Raw genomic sequence first — 22,020 nt, 5'->3', positions numbered from 1 at the left:
TGTCAGGGCAGTTCAGTCAGGCTGGTCAGTTTGACTTGTTTGATGTCTTGAATCGGTTCGACCAGGGTGCTGGTTTGATACCGGGCATTGGTGATGGATGCGGCGGTGTTGTTCAGGGCCTTGATGAAATCGACCACGGCATCGATCCAGCGGGTTTCGGAGTCCATGAGGTTGTTGACATCCGAGGGTTGTTGAATTTTGCTGGCTTCAGCGGAGGCCAGGGCCGAACCATAGGAGTCCAGGGAGCGTTTGATCGCCTGCACCTGTTGCAGATTGTTTTTGATTTCGTTGGCGGCTGTATTGACATCCAGGGCCACGGTACGCAGCTTGTCCTGGTATTCGGACTGGTTTTTCATGACGCCCAGGTTGGTTTTGGCCACCATGCTTTCGGCCTTGTTGTTGCCGATGGGATAGGCCATGGCGATCATGCCGGTGAAGCCAAGGTCACCGGTATTTTCACTGAGGGAATTGGCAAAGCCATCGGCTCCCGATTTGCCGAGTTCCAGCCCATCCCGTTTGGCGATCAAGGTGAGATCCAGGCTGGGCATCAGTTGATTCTTGGCCCCTTCATTCAGGGCGGTCATGGCATCTTTTTCGAGCCGGGAGGCCTTGACATCCAGCCGTTGGGCCAGGGCCATTTCGGTCCAGCGCTTGGAGGCATCATCAATGTTGAAAGAACGCATGACGGAATCCCAATTGCGGGGGAATTCATCGGTGGCCTGACCTACGGCCTGGGCCTCGGCAGCAGGAATACCGGCAGCCGCAGCAAGATTGTTGCGGGCGGCGATCACCTGTTGGCGGGCTGCCGACACATCATTGGCCTTCTTGTCCAGATAACCCTGAATCTGTTCCTTGACCGAAGTGTAGTTGGCTTGAGGCTTGGTATTGTCCACGCCTTTTGTCGCCGGGGTATTTTTCTTGGCTGTGCGGGCATTGGGCTGGGCTTTGCTCGTCACGTTGGGAATCTTGTCCGCCCACTGTTTGACTTTTGCTTCGGATTGCAGACGATAGTCCAAGGTTGACAAGGCGGCCTTGTAGTTCCAATAGGCAACGACCGATTTGTTCAGGATGGTGGCGACGGCATGGCTGATGCGGGCATCGGCGGCTTCCCGTTGCAAACGCTTGGATGTTTCATTGGACGTGGCCATTTCCCGGTCGCCACGGCCTTTGAGCATGGGAATGTTGATCATGAACTGGATGGAGGAGGGGTTGACGGGCATGTAGGATCCCGCGTCGGCACTCAGATTGTTCACGCCGAGGGCCGTCCTGGCAGGTGCCGGCAAGGCAGCCATCGCACTCAAGCCGTTTTGCAGGTCATACTTTTTCTTGGTATCCTCCGATGAGAGCATTTCGACCGACAATTCGGAAAAGATACCGGTTCTGAACAATCCGCCCAGGCCCAGCTTGAGTGCCTTGTTGTTTTGATGATCCGTCATGAAGGTGGATTGCTTGCCGGCTTCTCCCATGGCCCGCAACTCCTTGGGAAACTCGTAGCCCCGCACATAGTTGAGGGCATAACTGGCGCTCAGTTTGGGGTCGAAATTGGCCGAGGCTTCCTGTTCGTCGGCTCTGGCCAACTCTTTCTGGACCGAGGCGATGATGATTTCCGAGGAGTGACTGATGGTGCTTTGGACGACATCGCTCAGGGAGATGGGTTTGCCATCGACACCCGCCGTGGCAGCATCCTGGGGCACTCCCGTCGCCATGGCCGCCAGCAGCATGGCCATGAACAACTTACCGGTTTTGTGATGCAGACTTCCAACCATGATCGCAATCCTTTCTTCTGTGTAGCGGATACACGTTCTATCCCTGGACAACTTATTGCCATTGCAAGGCAATTTCATTATTTTAAAGTCCTTTCCTGCCGTCTTCCAGACGCCGGACTGCCGGGCATTGAATCCCTGGCAACAAAGTTGAACCATTCCTGTTCAGCCAAATTCAAGCCGTCTGGGATCAAAAATCAGGACAATTTGTTTCTTGATCAGGACCGAGTCGCTTACAAAAAATTAAGCTGCCGTCGGAAACTGCCATGGTCAAGTAAATCACGTCAAGGGTTTTTTAAAAAAAAATGACTTGCACAGGTCTTTGTGAACGCTTAGGATCTGCCTGGGTTTTGCACACATCAATCTCGTTTTCAAATGGTTCCGGATCACCCAATCCATGATAGCCAAAAATCTTGTCGAATGGATGATAGAAGAGGGTGAACAACCCAAAAACAAGCTTGTATTTCTTTCAGTGACGGCTGGTCTTTCCAACAGCCTGCTGCTGGCCATCGTCAACCATGCCTCGCAGATTACGGCCAGCGGTGAGAGTGTCAAGATTCATTATCTGATTATTTACGCCATACTTCTCGGTACTTTTTCGTATGCCCAATATTACGTTCTCGCGACCACGGCGGTCATTGTCGAAAACATCCTCTGCAAGGTACGGGTGCGTGTGGCCAATAAAATTCGGCAGGCAGAGCTGACGTTTGTTGAAAACACGAGTTTTCAGAGTATTTTCAATTGTTTATCCCAGGAGACAACCCTCATTTCCCAGGGATCCAGCCTGATATTCAAATCCCTGGTTTCGGCTGCCCTGCTGGTCACGACCCTCATCTATATTGCTTGGCTCTCCATGACGGCGTTTGTCATCGCTGCGGCGGCCATTGCGTTGGGATTTCTGTTTTATCTGCAACGACGCCAGAAAATCGTGGCGGACTTGGATGAATCCACGGAACGGCAAAGAAAATATTTTGAAGCATTTGAACAAACCTTTACCGGGTTCAAGGAAATAAAAATAAATCAAGCCAAAAATTATGATCTTTACTGTCACCAGGTGGACCTCGCCAAAAATGTTGAACAGCTCAGGTCGCGGGCCGGTATCAGCATGGCCTTTATCATGAATTTTTCCGACATATTTTTTTATTCCCTGTTGGCTTCGATTATATTTATCTGGCCGATGATGGCCAGTGTATCTTCCGTACTGATTGCCAAACTGACTGTATGCTTCATTTATCTTGTCGTAGGTCCTCTTGATTTTATTGTCAGCAATCTGCCCATTTTCATCAAGGTGGAAATGGCGGTCAATAATTTGAAAAAATTGGAAATAATGCTCGATGAGTCGATTAAAAATGTCAGCGTGGAAGTTTGCAAGCCCAATCCGCAACCGAAATTTAAAATGGTTTGTCTGGAAAATGTTCAATTTGAATATTTTGATTCTGAAAATAATTATATTTTTTCAATTGGTCCCATCAATCTTGAAATTAAACGCAATGAAACATTGTTTATTGTTGGTGGAAATGGGAGTGGCAAATCGACATTGTTAAAAATATTGCTCGGACTTTATTATCCTTCCGAAGGCCATATTGTCCTGGATGGTGTTCGACTGAACCGTGATGATTATCCAGAGTATCGCGAACTTTATTCAGCAATTTTTTCCGACTTCCATATTTTTGATAAATTTTATGGTGTCAAGCATGTTGATGATGAACGGCTCAGAGAATTGTTGAAAATTATGAAGCTTGAAAAAAATACCGATTTTATCAATGGAAAATATACCAATATAAATCTGTCAACCGGGCAGCGTAAGCGATTGGCATATATTGCGGCATTGATGGACGACAAGGAAATATATATATTTGACGAATGGGCCGCCGACCAGGATCCAAACTTCAGAAAATATTTTTATGAAATATTGCTTCCGGATTTACATAAAAATGGTAAGACAATTATTTCAGTAACTCATGATGATAAATATTTCCATATTGCAGATCGCGTCATCAAGCTGGACGCGGGCAAGATCGTCAGAGAATGATTTTTTTCCGAAAATTCATGGACAGCTTCTGAGGGATTTGTAACGATGCTGCCGGCCAAAAATCTTATCAATTGGATCGATAAAGAAATTGATCGCCCAAAAACCAAATTGGTTTATCTTGCGATTCTTGCCGGTGTTACGAATGGCTTGTTACTGTCTATCGTCAATCATGCAACAAATTTGCTGTCTGATGGTCCGGTTCGTTTGCACTATTTATTTTTTTATATCATCATCTTGGCAGTATTTATCTATTCACAACATGGCGTGCTGTCCAAGGCTGTATTGATGATTGAGGAGGGGTTGCGAAAAGTCAGGACACGTATCGCCAACAAAATTCGTCTGACAGAGTTGGTGTTTGTTGAAAAAATTGGCTATAATTATGTTTATAATGCACTTTCTCAAGATTCTATATTTATTTCCCAGGGAGCCACAAATATTTTTAAAACAATCATGTCCGCAATTTTGGTTGTTTTTATTATGCTCTACATAGCATTTCTATCCAAAATTGGATTTATGATCGGTGCAGTATCCATATCCCTGGCAATATGGTTTTTTTTAACAAAGCAACATGCTATCATGGAAAGGTTTGATCAATCCAGAAAAAAGGATGTCATGTTTTTTGATATTTTCGAGGAGACATTTAGTGGATTCAAAGAAATAAAGATTAATAATGCCAAGAGCCGTGACTTATTTGTACATCAGAGGGCGATGGCTGAGGATGCAAAACACTATAAAGAATTGGCCACCATCAGCGAAGTCTACGTTTTGTCTTTTTCAGAAATATTTTTTTATACACTTCTTGCTGTTGTTATATTTATTTGGCCGTTCTTTACTGAAGTTTCTGCCAGTTTAATTGTAAAAATAAGTGTTTCGTACATGTTTTTAATTATAGGGCCACTCAACTGGGTTTTTACCATGTTGCCAATTTTGTCTAAAGTAGAATCGTCTGTAATAAATTTACAAAATCTGGAAGAAAAGCTGGATAAAATTATTAAAAATCATAAAATTGATCATGCTGACCTGCTTGCCCCTCCCCTGTTTCGATCAATTCGCTTGGAAAATGTACGATTCGAATATTTGAGTTCCAGTGATGAAATCCCATTTTCTCTTGGTCCTGTCAACCTTGAATTACGTCGTGATGAAATTTTATTTATTGTGGGTAACAATGGCAGCGGCAAATCTACTTTGTTGAAAATTTTGGTCGGTCTGTATTATCCGACTGAAGGAACCATCTTTATAGATGATGTTCCGGTTGATAAAGATGGTTACACAGAATATCGCGAGCATTTTTCCACGGTTTTTTCTGATTTTCACCTTTTCTCGCGGCTCTATGGGGTTGAAGATGTTGATGAGGAGCAGATCAGGATTCTCTTGAAACGCATGGGTCTGGACAACAATACCAAATTTTTGGATGGCCAGTTTACAAATATAAATCTCTCCACGGGTCAGCGTAAACGATTGGCTTATATTGCTGCCCTGCTTGATAATAAACAAATATACGTTTTTGACGAATGGGCTGCTGACCAGGATCCTGATTTCAGAAAATATTTTTATGATGTATTGCTGCCTGACTTGCGAAATTCAGGCAAAACAATTATTGCAGTATCACATGATGACCGATTTTTTTATGCCTCAGATCGGGCTTTTAAACTTGAAAATGGTGTTTTGATACAACATAAACCTTGAATATAATAATTTATAAAGAGATTAATTAAACATAAAAATAAATTAAACAATTAATAAATTCTTTATTTGAAAAATGTTGTATCATATACATGGGTGAGACAATCTAAATGAAGTTTTTTAATTTTAAAATAAAACAGGTCAAATTTACACATCCTGCTAAAAATATTCTTGGCTGGATTAACAAAGAGATCGACCGACCAAAATCCAAGTTAATTTTTATGGCCGTCAGTGCCGGTCTTGCCAATGCTTTGTTGCTGGCAATTGTTAATCATGCAGCAGAAATGCTTTCAAATAATAATATTCATATGCACTATCTTGTAATTTATATGATTCTCTTAGGTGTGTTTATATATGCACAATATTTTGTTTTTTCTGAAGCATTTAAAATGGTTGAAGAAGGGCTGTTTAATATCAGAGTGCGTATAACTGAAAAAATTCGCTTAACCAATCTGGATTTTATTGAAAGTATAGGGTATAATTATGTTTGCAACTCTTTAACTCAAGACTCGTCAATTGTTTCACAGAATGCTCCTATAGTTTTTAAATCCATATTATCAGCTATACTGGTCTTTTTTACAATGCTTTACGTGGCTTACCTTTCTATTTTTGGATTTATAATTGGCATTTCTGCAATATCTTTGGCATTTTTTGTGTTTTTAAAAAGACGCGATCTTATTGTGAAGGAAATAGATTACTCAATAGAGCGCGAAATAATGTTTTTTAATATTTTCGAGCAAACATTTAAGGGGTTTAAAGAGATTAAAATTAATAGCGCCAAAAGCCGTGACTTGTTTAAACACCAGGAAATGCTTGCCAAAGAGGTTGAACATTATAAGGGCTTGGCTGCCATTGACGAAATTTTTGTTCTGTCATTTTCAGAAATATTTTTCTACAGTTTATTTGCTATAATAATTTTTATTTGGCCGCTTTTTGTTGATGTTTCTCCTATTTTGGTTGTTAAATTAATTACATCATTCTTATTTTTGACGATAGGACCCTTGGATTGGGTGCTTAATCTGTTGCCAAAGTTGTTAAAAATGGAAATTTCTATAATTAATTTACGCAATCTTGAAGAAACAATTGACGCAGCTATTGCCGACAATATAGAAGATAATGTTCCAGATCAGGAGACTATTGATTTTCACTCCTTGAGTGTTAAAAATGTTCGATTTGAATATATCGATTCATCTGGCAAACCAACTTTCGCTATAGGACCCATCAATTTTGAAATTTTATATAATGAAATTGTTTTTATTATCGGCAGCAATGGAAGCGGCAAATCAACCTTATTAAAAGTCCTGGTTGGACTGTATTATTTTTGTGAGGGGACAATTTTGTTGAATGGCATCCCTGTTAATAAAAAAAATTACGCCAATTATCGAGAATATTTTTCTGCAGTATTTTCTGATTTCCATATTTTTGAACGTATTTATGGTGTCAAGGATTTGAATGAAGATCAGGTTCGAAATCAGTTGGTAAAAATGGGTCTGGAAAATAATACAAAATTCTTGGACGGACAGTTTACCAATATAAATCTTTCTACAGGTCAGCGTAAACGTCTTGCCTATATTGCTGCCATGTTGGAAGATAAACCCATATATATTCTTGACGAATGGGCCGCCGATCAGGACCCCAATTTCAGGAAATATTTTTACGATGTACTGCTGCCCGATTTGCGCAATAGGGGAAAAACAGTTATTGCTGTTTCCCATGACGACCGCTATTTTTATGCCGCTGACCGGCTCTTGAAATTTGATAATGGTGTCATCACAGGAGAAATTATCAACCGGAGATGAAAAAATGGGCCATGATCATGGCCTCGGCCTTGATCATTCTTTCGGCCAGCATGGTCAGGCAAATTGAGCGGATCATGTAATTTTATAATATTTTCAATATGATGCGCATATTTCGGTTCAGGATCGGACACAGGGTGGCCAAAAGGACGATCAAGGCCATGGCCTCGAAAAAGAGTTAATGGACAGCCTTTTACGGAACAATATTGATAATATCAGTCGGATCTCTTCGTTCGTAATAGGGATAGGGTATACCCAAGACGCCTAATAATATCGGCGGAATGTGCGCACCGTTTTTCCTGGCCTGGTAAGGAATATGAACCTCATCCAGGTCTTCTATACCCAAATCTATTTTCAGGTTTTGGTAAGGCCAGACATAGGACTCTTCCGGAGTTAAAATTTCATTGCGCATGGGGTAAAGAAACTCAACCTCGGCATCCATCGAATTGATGATTTTGTTTTTTAACTGATCATAGTGATTATTTAGCAAATCAAGGATCTCGCGATGTAATTTTTCTGGAATGTATGTTTTTATTTCATCCAGAATTGCCGTATATTCTTCGATAGGTAAGGCATAATAGAGTCTGTTTATTTGAAAACGTTGTACGGTTTCAGCCTGCCATGCGATCATATTCGATTGGTAGTCTCCAAAAGGATGTTTGGAAATGACAACCTCTCTGATTTCCTGCTTGTTTATGACCCTTTTCAGAACGTCAGCCCGATCTTTTGGATTGCTCAGGGAACGCTCTGCACTTGGATTGCCTTTTCCGATCTTTTGAAATTTAACAATACAATCATATTTTCCCCAGATACAGAGACCAGCTACGGCAACTGGATGACGGCTTATGATTTCTCTTTCATCAGGATTCCAGATTCCTTCCATGATGCAGAATTTCGAAGAAGTTGTCTGCATATTTATCTGGACAGCAGGATCCCCGTTCCAATAACCAATACCATCCCGAATCTGGAATGCACCATATTTAAAATTTTGTTTGGTAAAATGATCGCGATTTTCCATGTCAACCTTTTTCCGCAACGTTGCACGCATGATTACCAGGCTCGCGCAAAAAGATTGTGTAAAATTACGCGAACGACAAACCCTGTATCGGCTTGTTTATTCAAAAACCAGCGTATCGGTGCCAATCATCAGAGCCGCAAAAATCAGTCCAAGCACAATACCCATGCCAAACAAAAACATGACCGTGCCAAAAGTCTCGGGCCTTTTTGCCTTTTTGGGGGCAGCAGCCGGTTTCGTGCTTGTCTGAATCTCTTCCGGTTCAATGATCGCCCCGCAATTTTTACACTTTCTTGGTGTGAACTCAGGTTGGCTTTGGATCTCTGTTGGCGGTATTTCGGCTGCTTGTGCATCCGCCATCCATTTTGCCGTTGGCAGCAGCCATATGAGCAACAAGGAAACAGGACCAAAAACACTGAGTATGAACCATAAAAGGCCATTATATCCCTTGGATACGGCTATGGAGGTTGCCGTAAACCCGCAAATGAACCAATAAAAGAAAGATATCACAGCAAATATTTGGAAAAGCACGGATGATTTCCTTTTACTCTCATGTTGTGATGCTGCCTGTTGGCGGTTGCCAATGTTGCAGAGCCGATTTATGGCCTTGATCATTGTTGTGGCTGAAACGATAATCAAGGCCCGGTTTATATTCTATTTTGATCAAGCACTGAGTGGTTCAACCCGCTGCGCGTGACTGGACAGCGTGGCAAATGTTTTCTCCATGCTGCGAGGTTAAAGATTGCAATCGAAAATCCTTTGGACCACCCCCTTTTTGGGCCTTTGAGGCATTCATGGTGTGCCAACATTTCTTGGGTAAGCACCTTGAGCATAGATGGTTTCAAATGCGAAATACCGATCAATATAAAATAATACAATGGTTTCTTTGGTATCCCCTGATCCAAAGATAAATAAAATAAACTGTCCATGAATTTAACATGCAAATCTTCAAATAGATATTTTGATTGAAGTTTTTTAAGGAAAGCACATTTTTCAGAAATCTTTTTCTCTTCTGGTATTTGTGAATTTTCGGGATCTTTTACTTCAATTAACCAGTACCCGTCGGGCCACTCAACAACAAAGTCAACAGACTTTATCCGAAGATGGCTCAAACCGTGATCAGGACCGTCCAGTTTAATAACACTGTCCGCTTTGGAAAAATCAAAAAAAAGATCTCCTTCTTGCCACTTTTTTTCATAAATAATCACAATGAGATACCTCCAAGAGATTTTATAATCTCCAAATCGTAAAGACGCATATATTCATCGGCAATCAAGTTTGGAGAAATATCAAGATATGATGTGCTGGCGTTGGCTTGAATATTATTTTCTCCTACGTTATGCAGGGAAAAATATTTGACTGGAGTATCCTCTTTTTGTAAATCAATTTCATTCAAGAAAGCATAATTGTGTGTTGCCACGAAAATCTGGATATTGCGATTGGCCAGCAGGATCAAAATTTTTGCCACATGTTGCATTAAAAAAGGATTCAAGTTTGCTTCTGGCTCATCCCAGAAGAGAGTGGTGCCTTTTGCCAGCGAACCATTGCGTACAAGTTGCCAAAGCAAAGCCAGTTTGCGGAACCCTTCTGCCACCAGCGACATTTTTTGTTCTGTGTTTTTATGTTTCAGATAGAATGATTCTCCTTTTACGACAACGTCCCCGCCAATAATATTATATATTGTGTCGAGAATATCTTGATATTCTTCATTAATATTTTTTAATCTTGGAAAATATGCTAATTTTACAATATCGCAATAAATATCCTCAAACGATAATTCATACCTTTCATTTATAGATAGGAAACCAGGCGCAAATGATATGGATTCCTTGACTGGAATATAGACAGGCATGGCTTCCTGGTATGGCCATCTTTGGCTCTCACTATGATTGAATTCAATCGATTCGTGTGCGATTGATATTGAAATATCTGAAGATACGTGAAACCCACGCCAGGATATGTTTATCGAGGCTTTGTCAATGTCTGGAAACAGTCGAATAAGATTGCATGTTCTGTCCGGTTTGAAAACTGAAAACAATTTATTTTCAAAATATTCTGTTGCGTCTTGATTGTTTCCCTTGATGTTTCCGACAGCCAGAACGCAGTATAGAAGTTTCAATATATGCGTCTTGCCGGAACCGTTGGCCCCGGTAAAAATATTGATACCGGGTGAAAATTCCAGATCCAAATGCTTGAATGCCGTAAAATTTTTCAAATCGAGTCTGGTAAACAATACAGACATCTCCCGGTGCGTGATGTGTCAACGATGTGATGATCCATCCATCCCCACGTCCCCAGTATATGCGTGCAACACATTTTGTTCAAGCCAGTCCGCGTATCCGGAAAATCATCCTGTTGCGATTAGAATCTTTGTCGCCGGAGCAGGAGGAGAGCCAATCTGTTTTTTGCGGGGTTTCTGCGGCGAACATATGGAGAAGGGGTTGCAAGTGGAAAGGGTTGGTGTTAAAAGGTTGCACGTCCAGAATGGTCTGGATACCCGACAACACACGCCGATTGACTTGCAATCCCGGTGCCCGGCAAACCGGGTTGGATTGCGCTATGAGGTCCCGGCGGCGGCTTGAACCGAAAGAACGGAGAACCGAGTGGTCAAGATCACGATTCGCGAACTCATGGAAGCCGGATTTCATTTTGGTCACCAGACCAAACGCTGGAATCCCAAAATGGCTCCCTATATTTTCACCTCCCGCAACAAGGTCCATATTGTCGATTTGCAGCAGACCGTCCAGATGCTGCGCAACGCCTGCAATTTTGTCCAGGACGCAGTCGCCAAGGGAGGGCACGTCCTCTTCGTCGGCACCAAACGTCAGGTGGTCGATATGGTGGCCCAGGAGTCCGAAAGGTGCCATCAATACTACGTCAACCACCGTTGGCTCGGGGGCACGTTGACCAACTGGAAGACCATCCAAGGTTCCATCCGGCACCTCAAAGACATCGAAAAGATGAGAAATGATGGCACCTTCGAAGCCCTGACCAAAAAAGAGGTCCAGAAGCTCGATCGCGAACGCGAAAAAGTGCAACGGGCGCTCGGTGGCATCAAGGAAATGGATTATCTCCCGGATGTGCTGATCGTCGTGGACACCAACAAGGAAGCCATCGCCGTCAAGGAGGCCAATAAACTGGGCATCCCCGTCGTGGCTCTTGTGGATACGAATTGTGATCCCGATCCGATCCAGTTTGTGGTGCCCGGCAACGACGATGCCATCCGCTCCCTGAGCCTCTTCCTGCGCAAAATGTCGGATTCCATCCTGGAAGGGGTCCAGATTCGCAAGGAAACCATGCCCGAAGATGCCGGCAAGAGAGAACCCGAACATGTCGCGCCACCATCGGAACCCCTCATCGAGGAAATGATCGCCCTCGATGATGAGTCATGACCGGATACACAAGGGAGAATACCGATGGCAGCAGTTACCGCCCAAATGGTCAAGGAACTACGGGAAAAAACCGGTGCCGGCATGATGGATTGCAAAAAAGCTCTGGCTGAAGTGGATGGCGATCTGGAAGCCGCCGTTGACTGGTTGCGCAAAAAAGGTCTCTCCACAGCCGCCAAAAAAGCCAGCCGGGTGGCCAGTGAAGGAAAAGTGTTCGTCGCCGCAAAAGGCCCGCGTGGCATCCTCGTGGAAGTCAACCTGGAAACCGACTTTGCCTCGAAGAATGAAAAGTTCATCCGTTTCGGTGAAGAGCTGGCCCAGCTCATCCTGGTCCAGGCACCCAAGGATGTTGACATCCTGAAAACCCTGCCATACCCCGGCACCAACCGGACCGTGGCCGAAGAGTTGACCCACCAGATCGCCACCATCGGCGAAAACATGAACATTCGCCGCCTCGCCGTCCTGGAAACCGCTGCCCAGGGTCTGGTAGCCCCCTATCTCCACATGGGTGGCAAAATCGGGGTTCTCGTCGCCATGGAATCCGCCACCCAAAAGGTCACCGAATTGACCGAACTGGGCAAAAAAATGGCCATGCATGTCGCCGCTGCCGCCCCTTCCTACCTGGATCGGAAAGCCGTCCCCAACGAGGCCCTGGATCGCGAACGCAGCGTCCTGACCGAACAGGCCCGCAGCTCCGGCAAACCGGATAATATCATCGCCAAAATGGTCGAAGGTCGCCTGAACAAGTATTATTCGGAAGTGTGCTTCCTGGATCAGCCTTTCATCATGGATCAGGACTCCTCCGTGACCAAGGTGCTGAATGCCGCCACCAAGGATTTGGGATCCCCGGTGCGGATCACGGGTTTTGCCCGTTTCGTCCTGGGCGACGGCATCGAAAAAGAGCAGAAAAATTTCGCTGAGGAGGTTGCTCAGCAATTGGGGTAGGGCGTCGTGAATACAAGTTGCCGGTACAAGCGCGTGTTGGTCAAGCTCTCCGGGGAAGCCTTGATGGGCGACACCCGGAATGCCTTTGACCCCCGGTTTCTGGATGGCCTCGTCCACGAATTGCAAACCGCCCATGCGACCGGGGTGCAGTTGGCCCTGGTCGTGGGCGGTGGCAATATTTATCGGGGCGGGTTGGGCCATGATCAGGGACCTGCTCGTTCACGAGGCGATCACATGGGCATGTTGGCCACGGTCATCAACTCCCTGGCCATCCAGGGCGGACTCGAAAAAATCGGTCTGTCCTCCGTGGTCTACACGGCCATTCCCATGCCCCAGGTTGCCGAAACCTTCGTCCTGCGCCATGCTCTGGATGACTTGGCCCGGGGACGGATTCTCATCTGCGCCGCCGGTACCGGCAATCCCTATTTTACAACCGATACCGCAGCCAGTCTCCGCGCCGCCGAAATGGGTGCCGATCTGCTCCTGAAAGGCACCAAAGTCGATGGCGTCTACTCGGATGATCCAAAGACCAACCACAATGCCCAACGTTACGATCAGTTGACCTTTGATCAGGTCCTGCATCAAAAACTCCAGGTCATGGATCTGACCGCAATCTCTTTATGCCAAGCCAACAAGATCCCCATCATGGTATTCTCCATTCTGGAACGGGGTGTCCTGACCGCCATCCTGAATGGTGAACAACGTGGAACCTTGATCAAGGAGGCCTTATGAACGATCCCCATTTGCAAGAGGCCCAGACCAGAATGAAAAAAGCTGTGGATGTCCTCCGGGAAGAGTTGGCCGGAGTCCGGACAGGTCGAGCGTCCACATCCCTGCTGGAACATATCCCCGTCGAGGTCTATGGCGCACAGATGCCCCTGAATCAACTGGCATCCTTGACGGTCCCCGAACCCAGAATGATCGCCATCCAACCCTGGGACAAAGGAACCGCCGCCGCCATCGAAAAAGCCATCCACGAAGCCAACCTGGGCTTGAATCCAATCAAGGATGCCGATATGATCCGCGTCCCCCTGCCGGAATTGACCGAAACCCGCCGCAAGGAACTGGTCAAAGTGATCCATAAATTCGGGGAACAGGCCAAGGTCGCCATCCGCAATGTCCGCCGTGACACCATCGATTACGTGAAAAAACAAGAAAAAAGCAAGGTGTTGTCCAAGGACGATGCCCGGCAGATGGAAAAGTCAGTCCAGGAAATCACCGACCACCAAATCACCGATATCGAAAAAGTGGTCGCCCAGAAAGAGGCCGATCTCCTTGCGTTCTGAACCAACAAAACAAGCTTGTAACATTGCAAAGATCCATTCATGAATGAACTGAAAAAGGAGCAGTTGCCGCGTCACGTTGCCATCGTCATGGATGGCAATCGGCGGTGGGCCAGGTCCCGATTCTTGCCGCGCCTGGAAGGTCACCGCCAGGGAGTCAAGGCCGTGCGCCGCACGATAGAGGCCTGTATTGATTTCAATATTCAAACCCTGACCCTCTATACCTTCTCCTCCGAAAACTGGAATCGACCAGCAGAAGAGGTCTCGGCGCTCATGAACCTTCTGGCCCTGCATTTGCGCAAAGAGATGGACGAACTGGTCAAAGAGGGCGTGCGCTTCCGCGCCCTGGGTCGCATCCAGGATCTGGCACCCAATATCCGCGACCTGGTGCGCGAAATGGAAGAAAAAACCCGTTATAATACCAAACTGAATTTCAATATTGCCCTCAATTATGGTGGTCGCCAGGAACTGGTGGATGCCATCCGGAGCCTGGTTGCCAAAGGCCAGTCCGGAGAAATCGCCTCTCCCAAGGACATTACCGAAGAGCTGATCCACCAGCATTTGACCACCGCCGGCCAGCCCGACCCGGATCTGCTCATCCGGACAGGCGGTGAACATCGCATCAGCAACTTTCTTCTCTGGCAGGTGGCCTACACGGAACTGGTTTTCATGTCCATCCATTGGCCGGATTTCAACCGTGATCACCTCCATGATGCCATCATGGAGTACAGCCATCGCGAACGCCGTTTTGGCGCAGCGCAATAACTGTTTTTCTCGACCCGGGATGATCAATCGGATTGCTTCTGCTGCCCTGTTGGCACCACTGACCCTGGCTTTGCTCTACTTTGGCACGGTACGGCATTTGTGGGTCTTTTTCCTGTTTCTGGTGGTCGGATTGCTGCGCGAATGGCATCGTTTCCGGCCACCTGTGCGGCGCGATGATCTGTTCTTGTCGGTCAGTCTGGGTTGGTTGCTGGTGACCAGCCAGTATGTCGGCCAACCCCTCTGGATCCCAACGCTGCTGACCGGAGGCATGGCCTGCTTCATCGGCATGGCCACCCTGCGCTTCACCCCCCAGAATCAAATGTTGGATCGCACCGGATTTCTGTTTTTCGGCCTGCTCTATTGCGCCATGCCCTTGGTCCTCATTCTGCAAATTCGCGCCTTGCCCCAGGGTCCTGCCTGGCTGGGCATGTTGTTGTTGATCATCTGGGGAACCGACATCGGGGCCTTTTTTACCGGCAAGCTCTTTGGCAAACGTAAACTGGCCCCACACCTGAGTCCCGGCAAGACCTGGGCCGGCTTTTATGGCGGTACAGGGGTCGGCGTCCTGGTCGGATGGTGGGCGGCTGATTTTTTTTCCGTTGCGAACAATTCGTTACACGTCATACTCCTGGGGTTGCTTCTCTCCCTGGCCGGACAGCTGGGCGATCTGGTGGAGTCGATGGTCAAAAGGGAAGCCGGTGTCAAGGATTCCGGAAGCCTGATTCCCGGCCATGGTGGTCTTCTGGACCGCCTGGACAGCCTTCTGTTTGCTACACCCGTATTGAGTCTGTACCTGTTTGGAGTCCGCCTGCTTGGAGATTAAAAATATTGCCATACTGGGGTCTACGGGATCCATTGGCGTCAACACCCTGGATGTGGTGGCCGCCAATCCGGACCGCTTTCGGGTCGTGACGCTGGCCGCCGGTCGCAATGCCCGGTTGCTGGCAGAACAGGCCCGGAAATTCCGCCCCCAGGCCGTGGCTCTGACAGATCCGGAAGCGGCTGACTGGTTGACCCGTGAATTGGCCGATGAACCCGTCCGGGTACTGTCCGGTCCCCAGGGTGTGAGCGAAGTCGCCGCCTGGGACTCAGTGGCCCTGGTTGTGTCGGCCATCGTCGGTGGGGCAGGGTTGCCGCCCACCCTGGCCGCCGTGCGAGCCGGCAAGAGTGTCGCCCTGGCCAACAAAGAGTGTCTGGTCATGGCCGGACCCCTGTTTATGGCGGAAGTCCTCCGGCACAATGTCCGCCTGATTCCGGTGGATTCGGAACACAGTGCCATCTTCCAGGTGTTCAGCCAGAAAAATGCCGTCCGCCGTCTGATCCTGACTGCCTCGGGAGGGCCTTTTCTGGGTTGGAAACAGAATCAACTGGCCCATGTGACCCCTGAACAGGCCCTGGCCCATCCCAAATGGAACATGGGACAGAAAATTTCCATCGATTCGGCCACCCTCATGAACAAAGGCCTGGAAGTGATCGAGGCGCATTGGCTGTTCGATGTCCCTGCCGAACGGATAGAGGTGGTGATTCATCCAGACAGTATAGTACATTCCCTGGTGGAGTATCTGGATGGTTCCATTCTGGCACAAATGGGGGTACCCGACATGCGGACACCGATTGCCGTAGCCCTGGCCAGCCCGGACCGGGTTCCGGTCCCCGTCCCGTCCCTGGATCTGGTCGCCCAGGGTCGGTTGATCTTTCATCCTGTCCCGGAACGGCAGGATTTTCCCTGCCTCGGCCTGGCCTACGATGCCTTGCAGTCGGGTGGGGCCGCACCAACCATCCTGAATGCGGCCAATGAAATCGCCGTTGCGGCATTCCTGGAAAAAACCATCCCTTTCCCCGGCATTCCACGTGTGATCGCCCAAACCCTCGAATCCCTGGGAAGCATCTCCCTGACATCCCTCCAGGACGTGATGGAGATCGACGCCATCGCCCGGGTCAAGGCGCGAGAATGGATCCATAACTCCTCCAGCAAGACGGTGAGTCCATGCTGAACAGCACCATTTTTTGGGCCATTGTTGTCCTGGGTGCCCTGATATTTGTTCACGAACTGGGACATTTTCTGGTCGCCCGCCTGTTCAAGGTCAAGGTCCTGGTCTTTTCCCTGGGTTTTGGTCCGCGCCTCTGGTCCTGGCGACCCTCACCCAATGGAACCGAATATCAACTCGCCGCCATTCCCCTGGGCGGTTATGTCAAAATGCTCGGCGAATCCCCGGATGACACTGACCCCATCTCCCCCGAGGATCAACCGTTCGCCTTCAATACCAAACCCGTTTTTCCCCGCTTTTGCATCGTTCTGGCCGGCCCGGTCTTCAATTTCATTTTTGCCATCCTTGCCATCACCGCCGCCAACATGATCGGCGTCGGCGAAATACTGCCGGTGATCGGCAGTGTTTCCGAAGGCATGCCGGCACATGCCGCCGGTCTGCTCCCCGGTGATCGCATCACCTTCGTCGGCGATCAGCCCATCGAACGCTGGGAGACCATGAGTCGGATCATCAAGAAAAGCCAGGGTGAATCCGTCGAACTGACCGTCCAGCGCGGTGATAAAACCTTCCAGGTCTTCATCCAGCCCCGCATCCAGGAAGAACCAAACCCCTTCGGTGAACCCGTCAAACAGGCCCTGATTGGCATCCGTCCCGGCAACAAGGACGTGATCGTGCGCTACCCGTTCTGGGAAGCCCTGGGCAACGGCGTTGATCACACTGCGCAAATGACCAGATTGATGGTGGTCGGCATATGGAAGCTCGTGACCCGCGTTGTCTCCCCCAAAGAGATTGGCGGTCCCATTCTCATCGCCGAACTGGCCGGTCAGGCCGCCCGCCAGGGCGTGACAAATCTCCTGTTTTTCATGGCCATGATTTCCATCAATCTGGGCATCCTGAATCTCCTGCCCATCCCGGTCCTGGATGGCGGCCATCTGCTGTTCCTGACCGTGGAAGGGGTTCTGGGCAGGGCCCTGAATGAAAAGACGCTCGTCATGGCAACCAGGGCAGGGATCATCTTCATCTTGGCCCTGATGTCCCTGGCGTTCTATAATGACATCTCCCGGTATTTTTCGGAACACTGATTCGAGAATGACATGAAAACTTCCAACATCTTCCTGTCGTTGTCGGCAAACCGGACCGGTCTCTGGTTGACCCTGCTGGTGACCCTCCTCCTGTTCTCCCTGCCCGGCCCGCTTCTTGCCCGGGAATCCGGAACCGTGGATCATATCCGCGTCCAGGGAAACCAACGTATCGAGGCGGACACCGTCAAAAGCTACCTTAAAGTCGACCGGGGGCAGCCGTTCGATCAGGACGCCATCCGGCAAAGCCTCAAGGCCCTCTACGATACCGGGTTTTTCAAGGATGTGGCCCTGGATCGCGAAGGCAATGACCTGGTGGTCCGGGTGGAAGAAAATCCGCTGATCGCCGAAATCAAGTTTGAAGGAAACGATACCTTCTCTCAGGAAGAGTTGGAAAAAATGGTACGGCTCAAGGCCCGTTCCATCTACAATCGGGCCAAAACCGAAAAAGATCTGGCCGCCCTGCGCCAGGCCTTCCGGGTCAAGGGTCTCTTCCTGGCCAAAATCGATCTTCTCATCAAACCCCTGGATAATAATCAGATCAACCTGATCTATCGAATCAACGAAGGGGAAAAATCCAAGGTCCAGGAAGTCAGGATCATCGGCAACCAGAAAGTCGGCAAAAGCCAGTTGATGAAAAAATTGATGATCCAGCCCAGTGGCTGGCTTTCGTGGCTGACCGAAGATGATACCTATGATCGGGAAAAACTGCTCTTCGACCAAACCCAGTTGCGCGACTTCTATCTGAATCAGGGCTATGCCCGGGTCCAGGTTGATTCTTCCGTGGCGGAAATGACACCGGATCGGCGTGCCTTCATCGTGACCCACTCAATCCACGAAGGTGATCGCTTCAAGTTTGGAACAACCGAAATCAAAGGGGATTTCGTGGAGCTTCCCCTCCAGGACCTGTACAAGGAATTGGGGTTCAAGACCGGAGATTGGTACTCCCGGGAAGAACTGAGAAATTCCATCGAAAAACTCACCGACCGGGTTGGCGACTTCGGTTACGCCATGCTCGATATCCAACCCGAACTGGATATCCATGACGATACGAAAAGCGTCGATGTCAAATTGAACATCCAAAAAGGGCGGCGCGTGTATGTGAATCGCATCGAAGTGGCAGGCAATACCCGCACCCGCGATGAAGTCATCCGGCGGGAAATGCGTGTCGTGGAAGGGGAACGGTTTTCCGCCAGCCGGATCCGTAAATCGAAATCACGCCTGGAAGGACTGAATTTTTTTGAAAAGGTCGAAATCACCACTCCGCCCTCCGCCGATGGCGAAGACCGGGTCGATGTCCAGATCAAGGTGGAAGAAAAAGCCACCGGTGCCTTCACCGTCGGCGCTGGATATTCAACGGTGGATCAGGTGGTCGGCTCGGCCAGCATCAGTCAGAACAACTTCCTTGGCAAAGGTCAGAGGGTCGTTCTCTCCTTCAACCTGTCGGCCAACTCCTCGGACTTCAACCTGGGCTTTACCGAACCCTATTTCATGGGCCGCAACATGTCGGCAGGGTTTGACCTGTTCAACCGGCAATCCAATCGCCTGGCAACCTCCGCCTACCAGCAGTCCACCCTGGGAGGTGCCTTGCGCTTCGGCTTTCCTCTGAACGAACAATTGACGGATATCGTCACCTACAGCATCGCCAATACGGAAATCACCGATGTCAACAGTGCCGCATCCCTGATCATCAAGGAACAGGCCGCACGCAGCCCCTATCTGCAATCCATGGTGAGCAACAGCCTGATCTGGAACAATCTGAATGATCGCTTTCTGCCCTCGGAGGGTCGCTCGCACCGCTTGACATCCGACCTGTCCGGCCTGGGCGGAGACGTGTACTTTCTGCGTCTGTTGACCGACAACAACATGTACCACGCCTTGATCGGCAAGAATGACCTGGTGGGTCACATCCGGGGACGCTCGGGGTTCGTCAAAGGTCTGGATGAGGATGTGCCCATCTTCGAGCGGTATTTCCTCGGAGGCCCCAACAGTGTCCGTGGCTTCAAGCCCGGCGGTCTCGGTCCACGCAGTACCGATCAGGAAGCCCTGGGCGGGACCTACTTCGGCCAGATCAATACCGAACTGATCTTTCCTTTCCTGGGACTTGGTGATAAAGGTGTCCGCGGGGTTACCTTCGTCGATGCGGGGTTGCTCGGAGACCTGGAGAGTCTGGGAAGCGGCAGCAACGCCGTCGAGTCGGGCACCCCCCGGGTTTCCACGGGTTTTGGCATCCTCTGGAGTTCTCCATTCGGTCCGCTTCGCTTCGAATTCGGCTTCCCCGTGAAAAAAGAGGGCTTCGACAGAACCCGCACCTTCGACTTCAGCATCGGTACCGTTTTATGATGGGGGGGTATCGTCTTTTCAACCTGAACTCTCAGCATCGATATCGCTCCATGGTGACGTGGTATCGCCCTTTCAACCTGAACTGCACAGGCCAAACTTCAATGACAGGATTTTCTCATATGGCCAAAAAAAAGATTGCCCTGATGGTGTTGCTGGTCTGTGGCTTTGTCTGGAGTGCCACGGCCCAGGCTGAGGGAAAATTTGCCTTCGCTGATGTGGATAAGGCCATGAATCAATCCCAGGCCGCCAAAAGAGCCAGGGACCTCCTCGAACGCAGCTTTTCGAACAAACAAAAAGAGCTGTCAAACATGGAGGAGGATATCAAAATCATGGTCAGTGATTTTGAAAAGAAAAAAAATCTCATGACCCCCGAGTCCCAGGCAGAGTTGCAGGAAAGAATCCAGAACAAGCGCCGGGAGCTGGGTCGTCTGGCTGAAGATCACCGCGCCGCCCTGGACAGGGAAAATGCCAATTGGAGCAAAAAAATAACCCGCGTCCTGCTCAGCGTCATTCAGGATATTGGAGCCGAAGAAGGATACACGGCCATCTTTGGCAAAGGGCAGGTCATCTTCGCCAATCCCAAAATCGATATCACGGATCGGGTTCTGGAGAGACTCAATACCCGCACCAAGGAATTGTTCTGATCAACAGGACCGCCACCAACAGCGTTCAACCAGCGGGGAATGATGCCCATGGATTCGAATCCCCTCCAAGAAATTCTTGAAAGTTTGCCCCATCGCTATCCTTTCCTGTTGATTGACCGGATTCTGGAAGCCGAGCCCGGCAAGCGTATTGTCGCCATCAAAAATGTGACGTTCAATGAGCCACATTTTCAGGGGCACTTTCCGGACAGTCCGGTCATGCCCGGCGTTCTCATTCTGGAAGCCATCGCCCAGGCAGGAGCCTTGCTCGCCAGTCGCACCGACCCGGATGCCATCAAGGGCAGACTCGTCTATTTCATGGCCATCGACCGTGCCCGCTTCCGCAAACCGGTCATTCCCGGCGATCAACTGCGTATTGAAATGACCTTGCTGAAAAGGCGAGGGGACATATGGCGTTTCAGCGGGCTGGCTTTGACCGACGGTGCGATCGCTGCCGAGGCGGAAGTCATGGCCATGACACGAGACCGGGGTGAGGCAGGTGAGTGAGTCACCGATCGTTCACCCAACAGCCGTCGTCGATCCCGGCGTCAAGCTGGGCCGCAATGTCCGCATCGGACCGTATGCCGTTATCGGACCAACCGTGGTCCTGGGCGATGGGGTGGAAGTGGATGCCCATGCCGTCATTGAAGGACGCACCACGATTGGCGACAACAGTCGGATCTTCAGCTTTTCCTCGGTGGGTAAACCACCCCAGGATATCCATTATGCCGGCCAGGAAACCTGCGTGGAAATTGGCAGCAACTGCTCCATCCGTGAGTATGTTTCCATTCACCGTGGCACGGAAGAAGGGGGCGGTCTGACCCGGGTCGGCGATGGCTGCATGATCATGGCGTACTCCCATGTGGCTCATGATTGCCGCGTGGGGGACAATGTGATCATGGCCAATGGCGCAACCCTCGCCGGACATGTGGAAATCCAGGATCATGCGGTCATCGGCGGTCTGACCGCCATCCACCAGTACGCCCGTGTGGGCCGCAATGCCTTCATCGGTGGTGCTTCGGCAGTCTCCATGGATGTCATCCCCTTTGCCTCCGCAGCCGGGAATCGCTCCAAAATCATTGGCGTCAATGTGGTCGGCCTGCGGCGGCATCGCTTTTCCGAAGAAACCATCAAAGCCATACGCAATGCCCACCGCATCATCTTTCGCTCCAATCTGCGTCTGGAACAGGCCGTGGAAGAGCTGGAACGCCAACATCCCTCCCTGCCTGAAGTCCAATGGATCCTGGAGTTTCTTCAGACAACCCAGCGGGGAATCTGTCGCTGACGCTTGTGCCCCA

20 protein-coding genes are annotated in these 22,020 nt (G+C 49.1%); 15 read left to right on the top strand and 5 right to left on the bottom strand.

Translation table 11 applies throughout. From position 1 onward, the window contains the following. Positions 1-2: 2 nt before the first annotated feature. Positions 3-1,766 (bottom strand): TolC family protein, encoded by a 1,764-nt coding sequence (locus HQL65_02165; GenBank protein MBF0135017.1) that lies wholly within the window; start codon positions 1,764-1,766, stop codon positions 3-5. A 394-nt stretch (positions 1,767-2,160) separates the two neighbouring features. Here HQL65_02165 and HQL65_02160 point away from each other — a divergent pair, with 394 nt between their 5' ends. The 3 genes from HQL65_02160 to HQL65_02150 all read left to right on the top strand — a co-directional run bounded on the left by HQL65_02160 (position 2,161) and on the right by HQL65_02150 (position 7,277). After that, complete coding sequence (locus HQL65_02160; GenBank protein MBF0135016.1) at positions 2,161-3,795, top strand: cyclic peptide export ABC transporter; 1,635 nt, start codon at positions 2,161-2,163, stop codon at positions 3,793-3,795. Between the two features lie 45 nt (positions 3,796-3,840). Further along, on the top strand, positions 3,841-5,481 hold the full coding sequence (locus HQL65_02155) for a cyclic peptide export ABC transporter (GenBank protein MBF0135015.1): 1,641 nt from the start codon (positions 3,841-3,843) through the stop codon (positions 5,479-5,481). 107 nt (positions 5,482-5,588) lie between these two features. Continuing rightward, entirely contained in the window at positions 5,589-7,277 is a 1,689-nt protein-coding gene (locus tag HQL65_02150; GenBank protein ID MBF0135014.1) for a cyclic peptide export ABC transporter, read from the top strand. A gap of 190 nt (positions 7,278-7,467) precedes the next feature. On the opposite strand, the gene HQL65_02145 is transcribed toward HQL65_02150, so the two are convergent. The 4 genes from HQL65_02145 to HQL65_02130 form a co-directional block, all read right to left on the bottom strand. Then, positions 7,468-8,292, bottom strand: a complete 825-nt coding sequence (locus HQL65_02145; GenBank protein MBF0135013.1) for a hypothetical protein — start codon at positions 8,290-8,292, stop codon at positions 7,468-7,470. Positions 8,293-8,388: 96 nt separating this feature from the next. Further along, positions 8,389-8,928 (bottom strand): hypothetical protein, encoded by a 540-nt coding sequence (locus HQL65_02140; GenBank protein MBF0135012.1) that lies wholly within the window; start codon positions 8,926-8,928, stop codon positions 8,389-8,391. 8 nt (positions 8,929-8,936) lie between these two features. Next, positions 8,937-9,500 carry a hypothetical protein gene (locus HQL65_02135; protein ID MBF0135011.1) on the bottom strand — a complete coding sequence of 188 codons (564 nt, stop codon included), beginning with the start codon at positions 9,498-9,500 and terminating at the stop codon, positions 8,937-8,939. Continuing rightward, positions 9,494-10,522 carry an AAA family ATPase gene (locus tag HQL65_02130; GenBank protein ID MBF0135010.1) on the bottom strand — a complete coding sequence of 343 codons (1,029 nt, stop codon included), beginning with the start codon at positions 10,520-10,522 and terminating at the stop codon, positions 9,494-9,496. Before HQL65_02130 ends, HQL65_02135 begins: the two co-directional genes overlap by 7 nt. Before the next feature lie 370 nt (positions 10,523-10,892). Between HQL65_02130 and rpsB the strand changes: the two genes are divergently transcribed. The 12 genes from rpsB (at position 10,893) to lpxA (ending at position 22,007) form a co-directional block, all read left to right on the top strand. Continuing rightward, on the top strand, positions 10,893-11,681 hold the full coding sequence (gene rpsB, locus HQL65_02125) for a 30S ribosomal protein S2 (protein ID MBF0135009.1): 789 nt from the start codon (positions 10,893-10,895) through the stop codon (positions 11,679-11,681). Positions 11,682-11,705: 24 nt separating this feature from the next. Next, positions 11,706-12,623, top strand: a complete 918-nt coding sequence (locus HQL65_02120) for an elongation factor Ts (GenBank protein MBF0135008.1) — start codon at positions 11,706-11,708, stop codon at positions 12,621-12,623. A 6-nt stretch (positions 12,624-12,629) separates the two neighbouring features. Next, the gene (locus HQL65_02115; GenBank protein ID MBF0135007.1) at positions 12,630-13,355 is read left to right on the top strand and encodes a UMP kinase; all 726 of its coding nucleotides are present in this window, start codon (positions 12,630-12,632) and stop codon (positions 13,353-13,355) included. Then, positions 13,352-13,909 (top strand): ribosome recycling factor, encoded by a 558-nt coding sequence (frr, locus tag HQL65_02110; GenBank protein ID MBF0135006.1) that lies wholly within the window; start codon positions 13,352-13,354, stop codon positions 13,907-13,909. Before HQL65_02115 ends, frr begins: the two co-directional genes overlap by 4 nt. Positions 13,910-13,948: 39 nt before the next feature. Beyond that, complete coding sequence (locus tag HQL65_02105; GenBank protein MBF0135005.1) at positions 13,949-14,671, top strand: isoprenyl transferase; 723 nt, start codon at positions 13,949-13,951, stop codon at positions 14,669-14,671. Continuing rightward, the gene (locus HQL65_02100) at positions 14,604-15,494 is read left to right on the top strand and encodes a CDP-archaeol synthase (GenBank protein MBF0135004.1); all 891 of its coding nucleotides are present in this window, start codon (positions 14,604-14,606) and stop codon (positions 15,492-15,494) included. The genes HQL65_02105 and HQL65_02100 overlap by 68 nt, the downstream gene beginning before the upstream one ends. Then, entirely contained in the window at positions 15,490-16,665 is a 1,176-nt protein-coding gene (locus tag HQL65_02095; protein ID MBF0135003.1) for a 1-deoxy-D-xylulose-5-phosphate reductoisomerase, read from the top strand. The genes HQL65_02100 and HQL65_02095 overlap by 5 nt, the downstream gene beginning before the upstream one ends. After that, positions 16,659-17,741, top strand: a complete 1,083-nt coding sequence (rseP, locus tag HQL65_02090; protein ID MBF0135002.1) for an RIP metalloprotease RseP — start codon at positions 16,659-16,661, stop codon at positions 17,739-17,741. Before HQL65_02095 ends, rseP begins: the two co-directional genes overlap by 7 nt. 12 nt (positions 17,742-17,753) lie before the next feature. Next, complete coding sequence (bamA, locus tag HQL65_02085; GenBank protein MBF0135001.1) at positions 17,754-20,081, top strand: outer membrane protein assembly factor BamA; 2,328 nt, start codon at positions 17,754-17,756, stop codon at positions 20,079-20,081. Positions 20,082-20,200: 119 nt separating this feature from the next. Continuing rightward, the gene (locus HQL65_02080) at positions 20,201-20,725 is read left to right on the top strand and encodes an OmpH family outer membrane protein (GenBank protein ID MBF0135000.1); all 525 of its coding nucleotides are present in this window, start codon (positions 20,201-20,203) and stop codon (positions 20,723-20,725) included. Positions 20,726-20,773: 48 nt separating this feature from the next. After that, positions 20,774-21,229 carry a 3-hydroxyacyl-ACP dehydratase FabZ gene (gene fabZ / locus HQL65_02075; protein MBF0134999.1) on the top strand — a complete coding sequence of 152 codons (456 nt, stop codon included), beginning with the start codon at positions 20,774-20,776 and terminating at the stop codon, positions 21,227-21,229. Next, the gene (lpxA, locus tag HQL65_02070; GenBank protein ID MBF0134998.1) at positions 21,222-22,007 is read left to right on the top strand and encodes an acyl-ACP--UDP-N-acetylglucosamine O-acyltransferase; all 786 of its coding nucleotides are present in this window, start codon (positions 21,222-21,224) and stop codon (positions 22,005-22,007) included. The genes fabZ and lpxA overlap by 8 nt, the downstream gene beginning before the upstream one ends. Positions 22,008-22,020 lie beyond the last annotated feature (13 nt).

It is taken from the genome of Magnetococcales bacterium, from assembly GCA_015228935.1.
Classification (GTDB): Bacteria; Pseudomonadota; Magnetococcia; order Magnetococcales; family DC0425bin3; genus HA3dbin3.
Note: the sequence above shows the minus strand (reverse complement) of the source record. Positions and strands in the feature narration are given on the sequence as shown.

Bases quoted from the DNA above. Each gene is read 5' to 3' on its own strand.
- HQL65_02165 (MBF0135017.1), bottom strand. From the start codon at position 1,766: ATGGTTGGAAGTCTGCATCACAAAACCGGTAAGTTGTTCATGGCCATG.
- HQL65_02160 (MBF0135016.1), top strand. From the start codon at position 2,161: ATGATAGCCAAAAATCTTGTCGAATGGATGATAGAAGAGGGTGAACAA.
- HQL65_02155 (MBF0135015.1), top strand. From the start codon at position 3,841: ATGCTGCCGGCCAAAAATCTTATCAATTGGATCGATAAAGAAATTGAT.
- HQL65_02150 (MBF0135014.1), top strand. From the start codon at position 5,589: ATGAAGTTTTTTAATTTTAAAATAAAACAGGTCAAATTTACACATCCT.
- HQL65_02145 (MBF0135013.1), bottom strand. From the start codon at position 8,292: ATGGAAAATCGCGATCATTTTACCAAACAAAATTTTAAATATGGTGCA.
- HQL65_02120 (MBF0135008.1), top strand. From the start codon at position 11,706: ATGGCAGCAGTTACCGCCCAAATGGTCAAGGAACTACGGGAAAAAACC.
- frr (MBF0135006.1), top strand. From the start codon at position 13,352: ATGAACGATCCCCATTTGCAAGAGGCCCAGACCAGAATGAAAAAAGCT.
- HQL65_02105 (MBF0135005.1), top strand. From the start codon at position 13,949: ATGAATGAACTGAAAAAGGAGCAGTTGCCGCGTCACGTTGCCATCGTC.
- rseP (MBF0135002.1), top strand. From the start codon at position 16,659: ATGCTGAACAGCACCATTTTTTGGGCCATTGTTGTCCTGGGTGCCCTG.
- bamA (MBF0135001.1), top strand. From the start codon at position 17,754: ATGAAAACTTCCAACATCTTCCTGTCGTTGTCGGCAAACCGGACCGGT.
- HQL65_02080 (MBF0135000.1), top strand. From the start codon at position 20,201: ATGGCCAAAAAAAAGATTGCCCTGATGGTGTTGCTGGTCTGTGGCTTT.
- fabZ (MBF0134999.1), top strand. From the start codon at position 20,774: ATGGATTCGAATCCCCTCCAAGAAATTCTTGAAAGTTTGCCCCATCGC.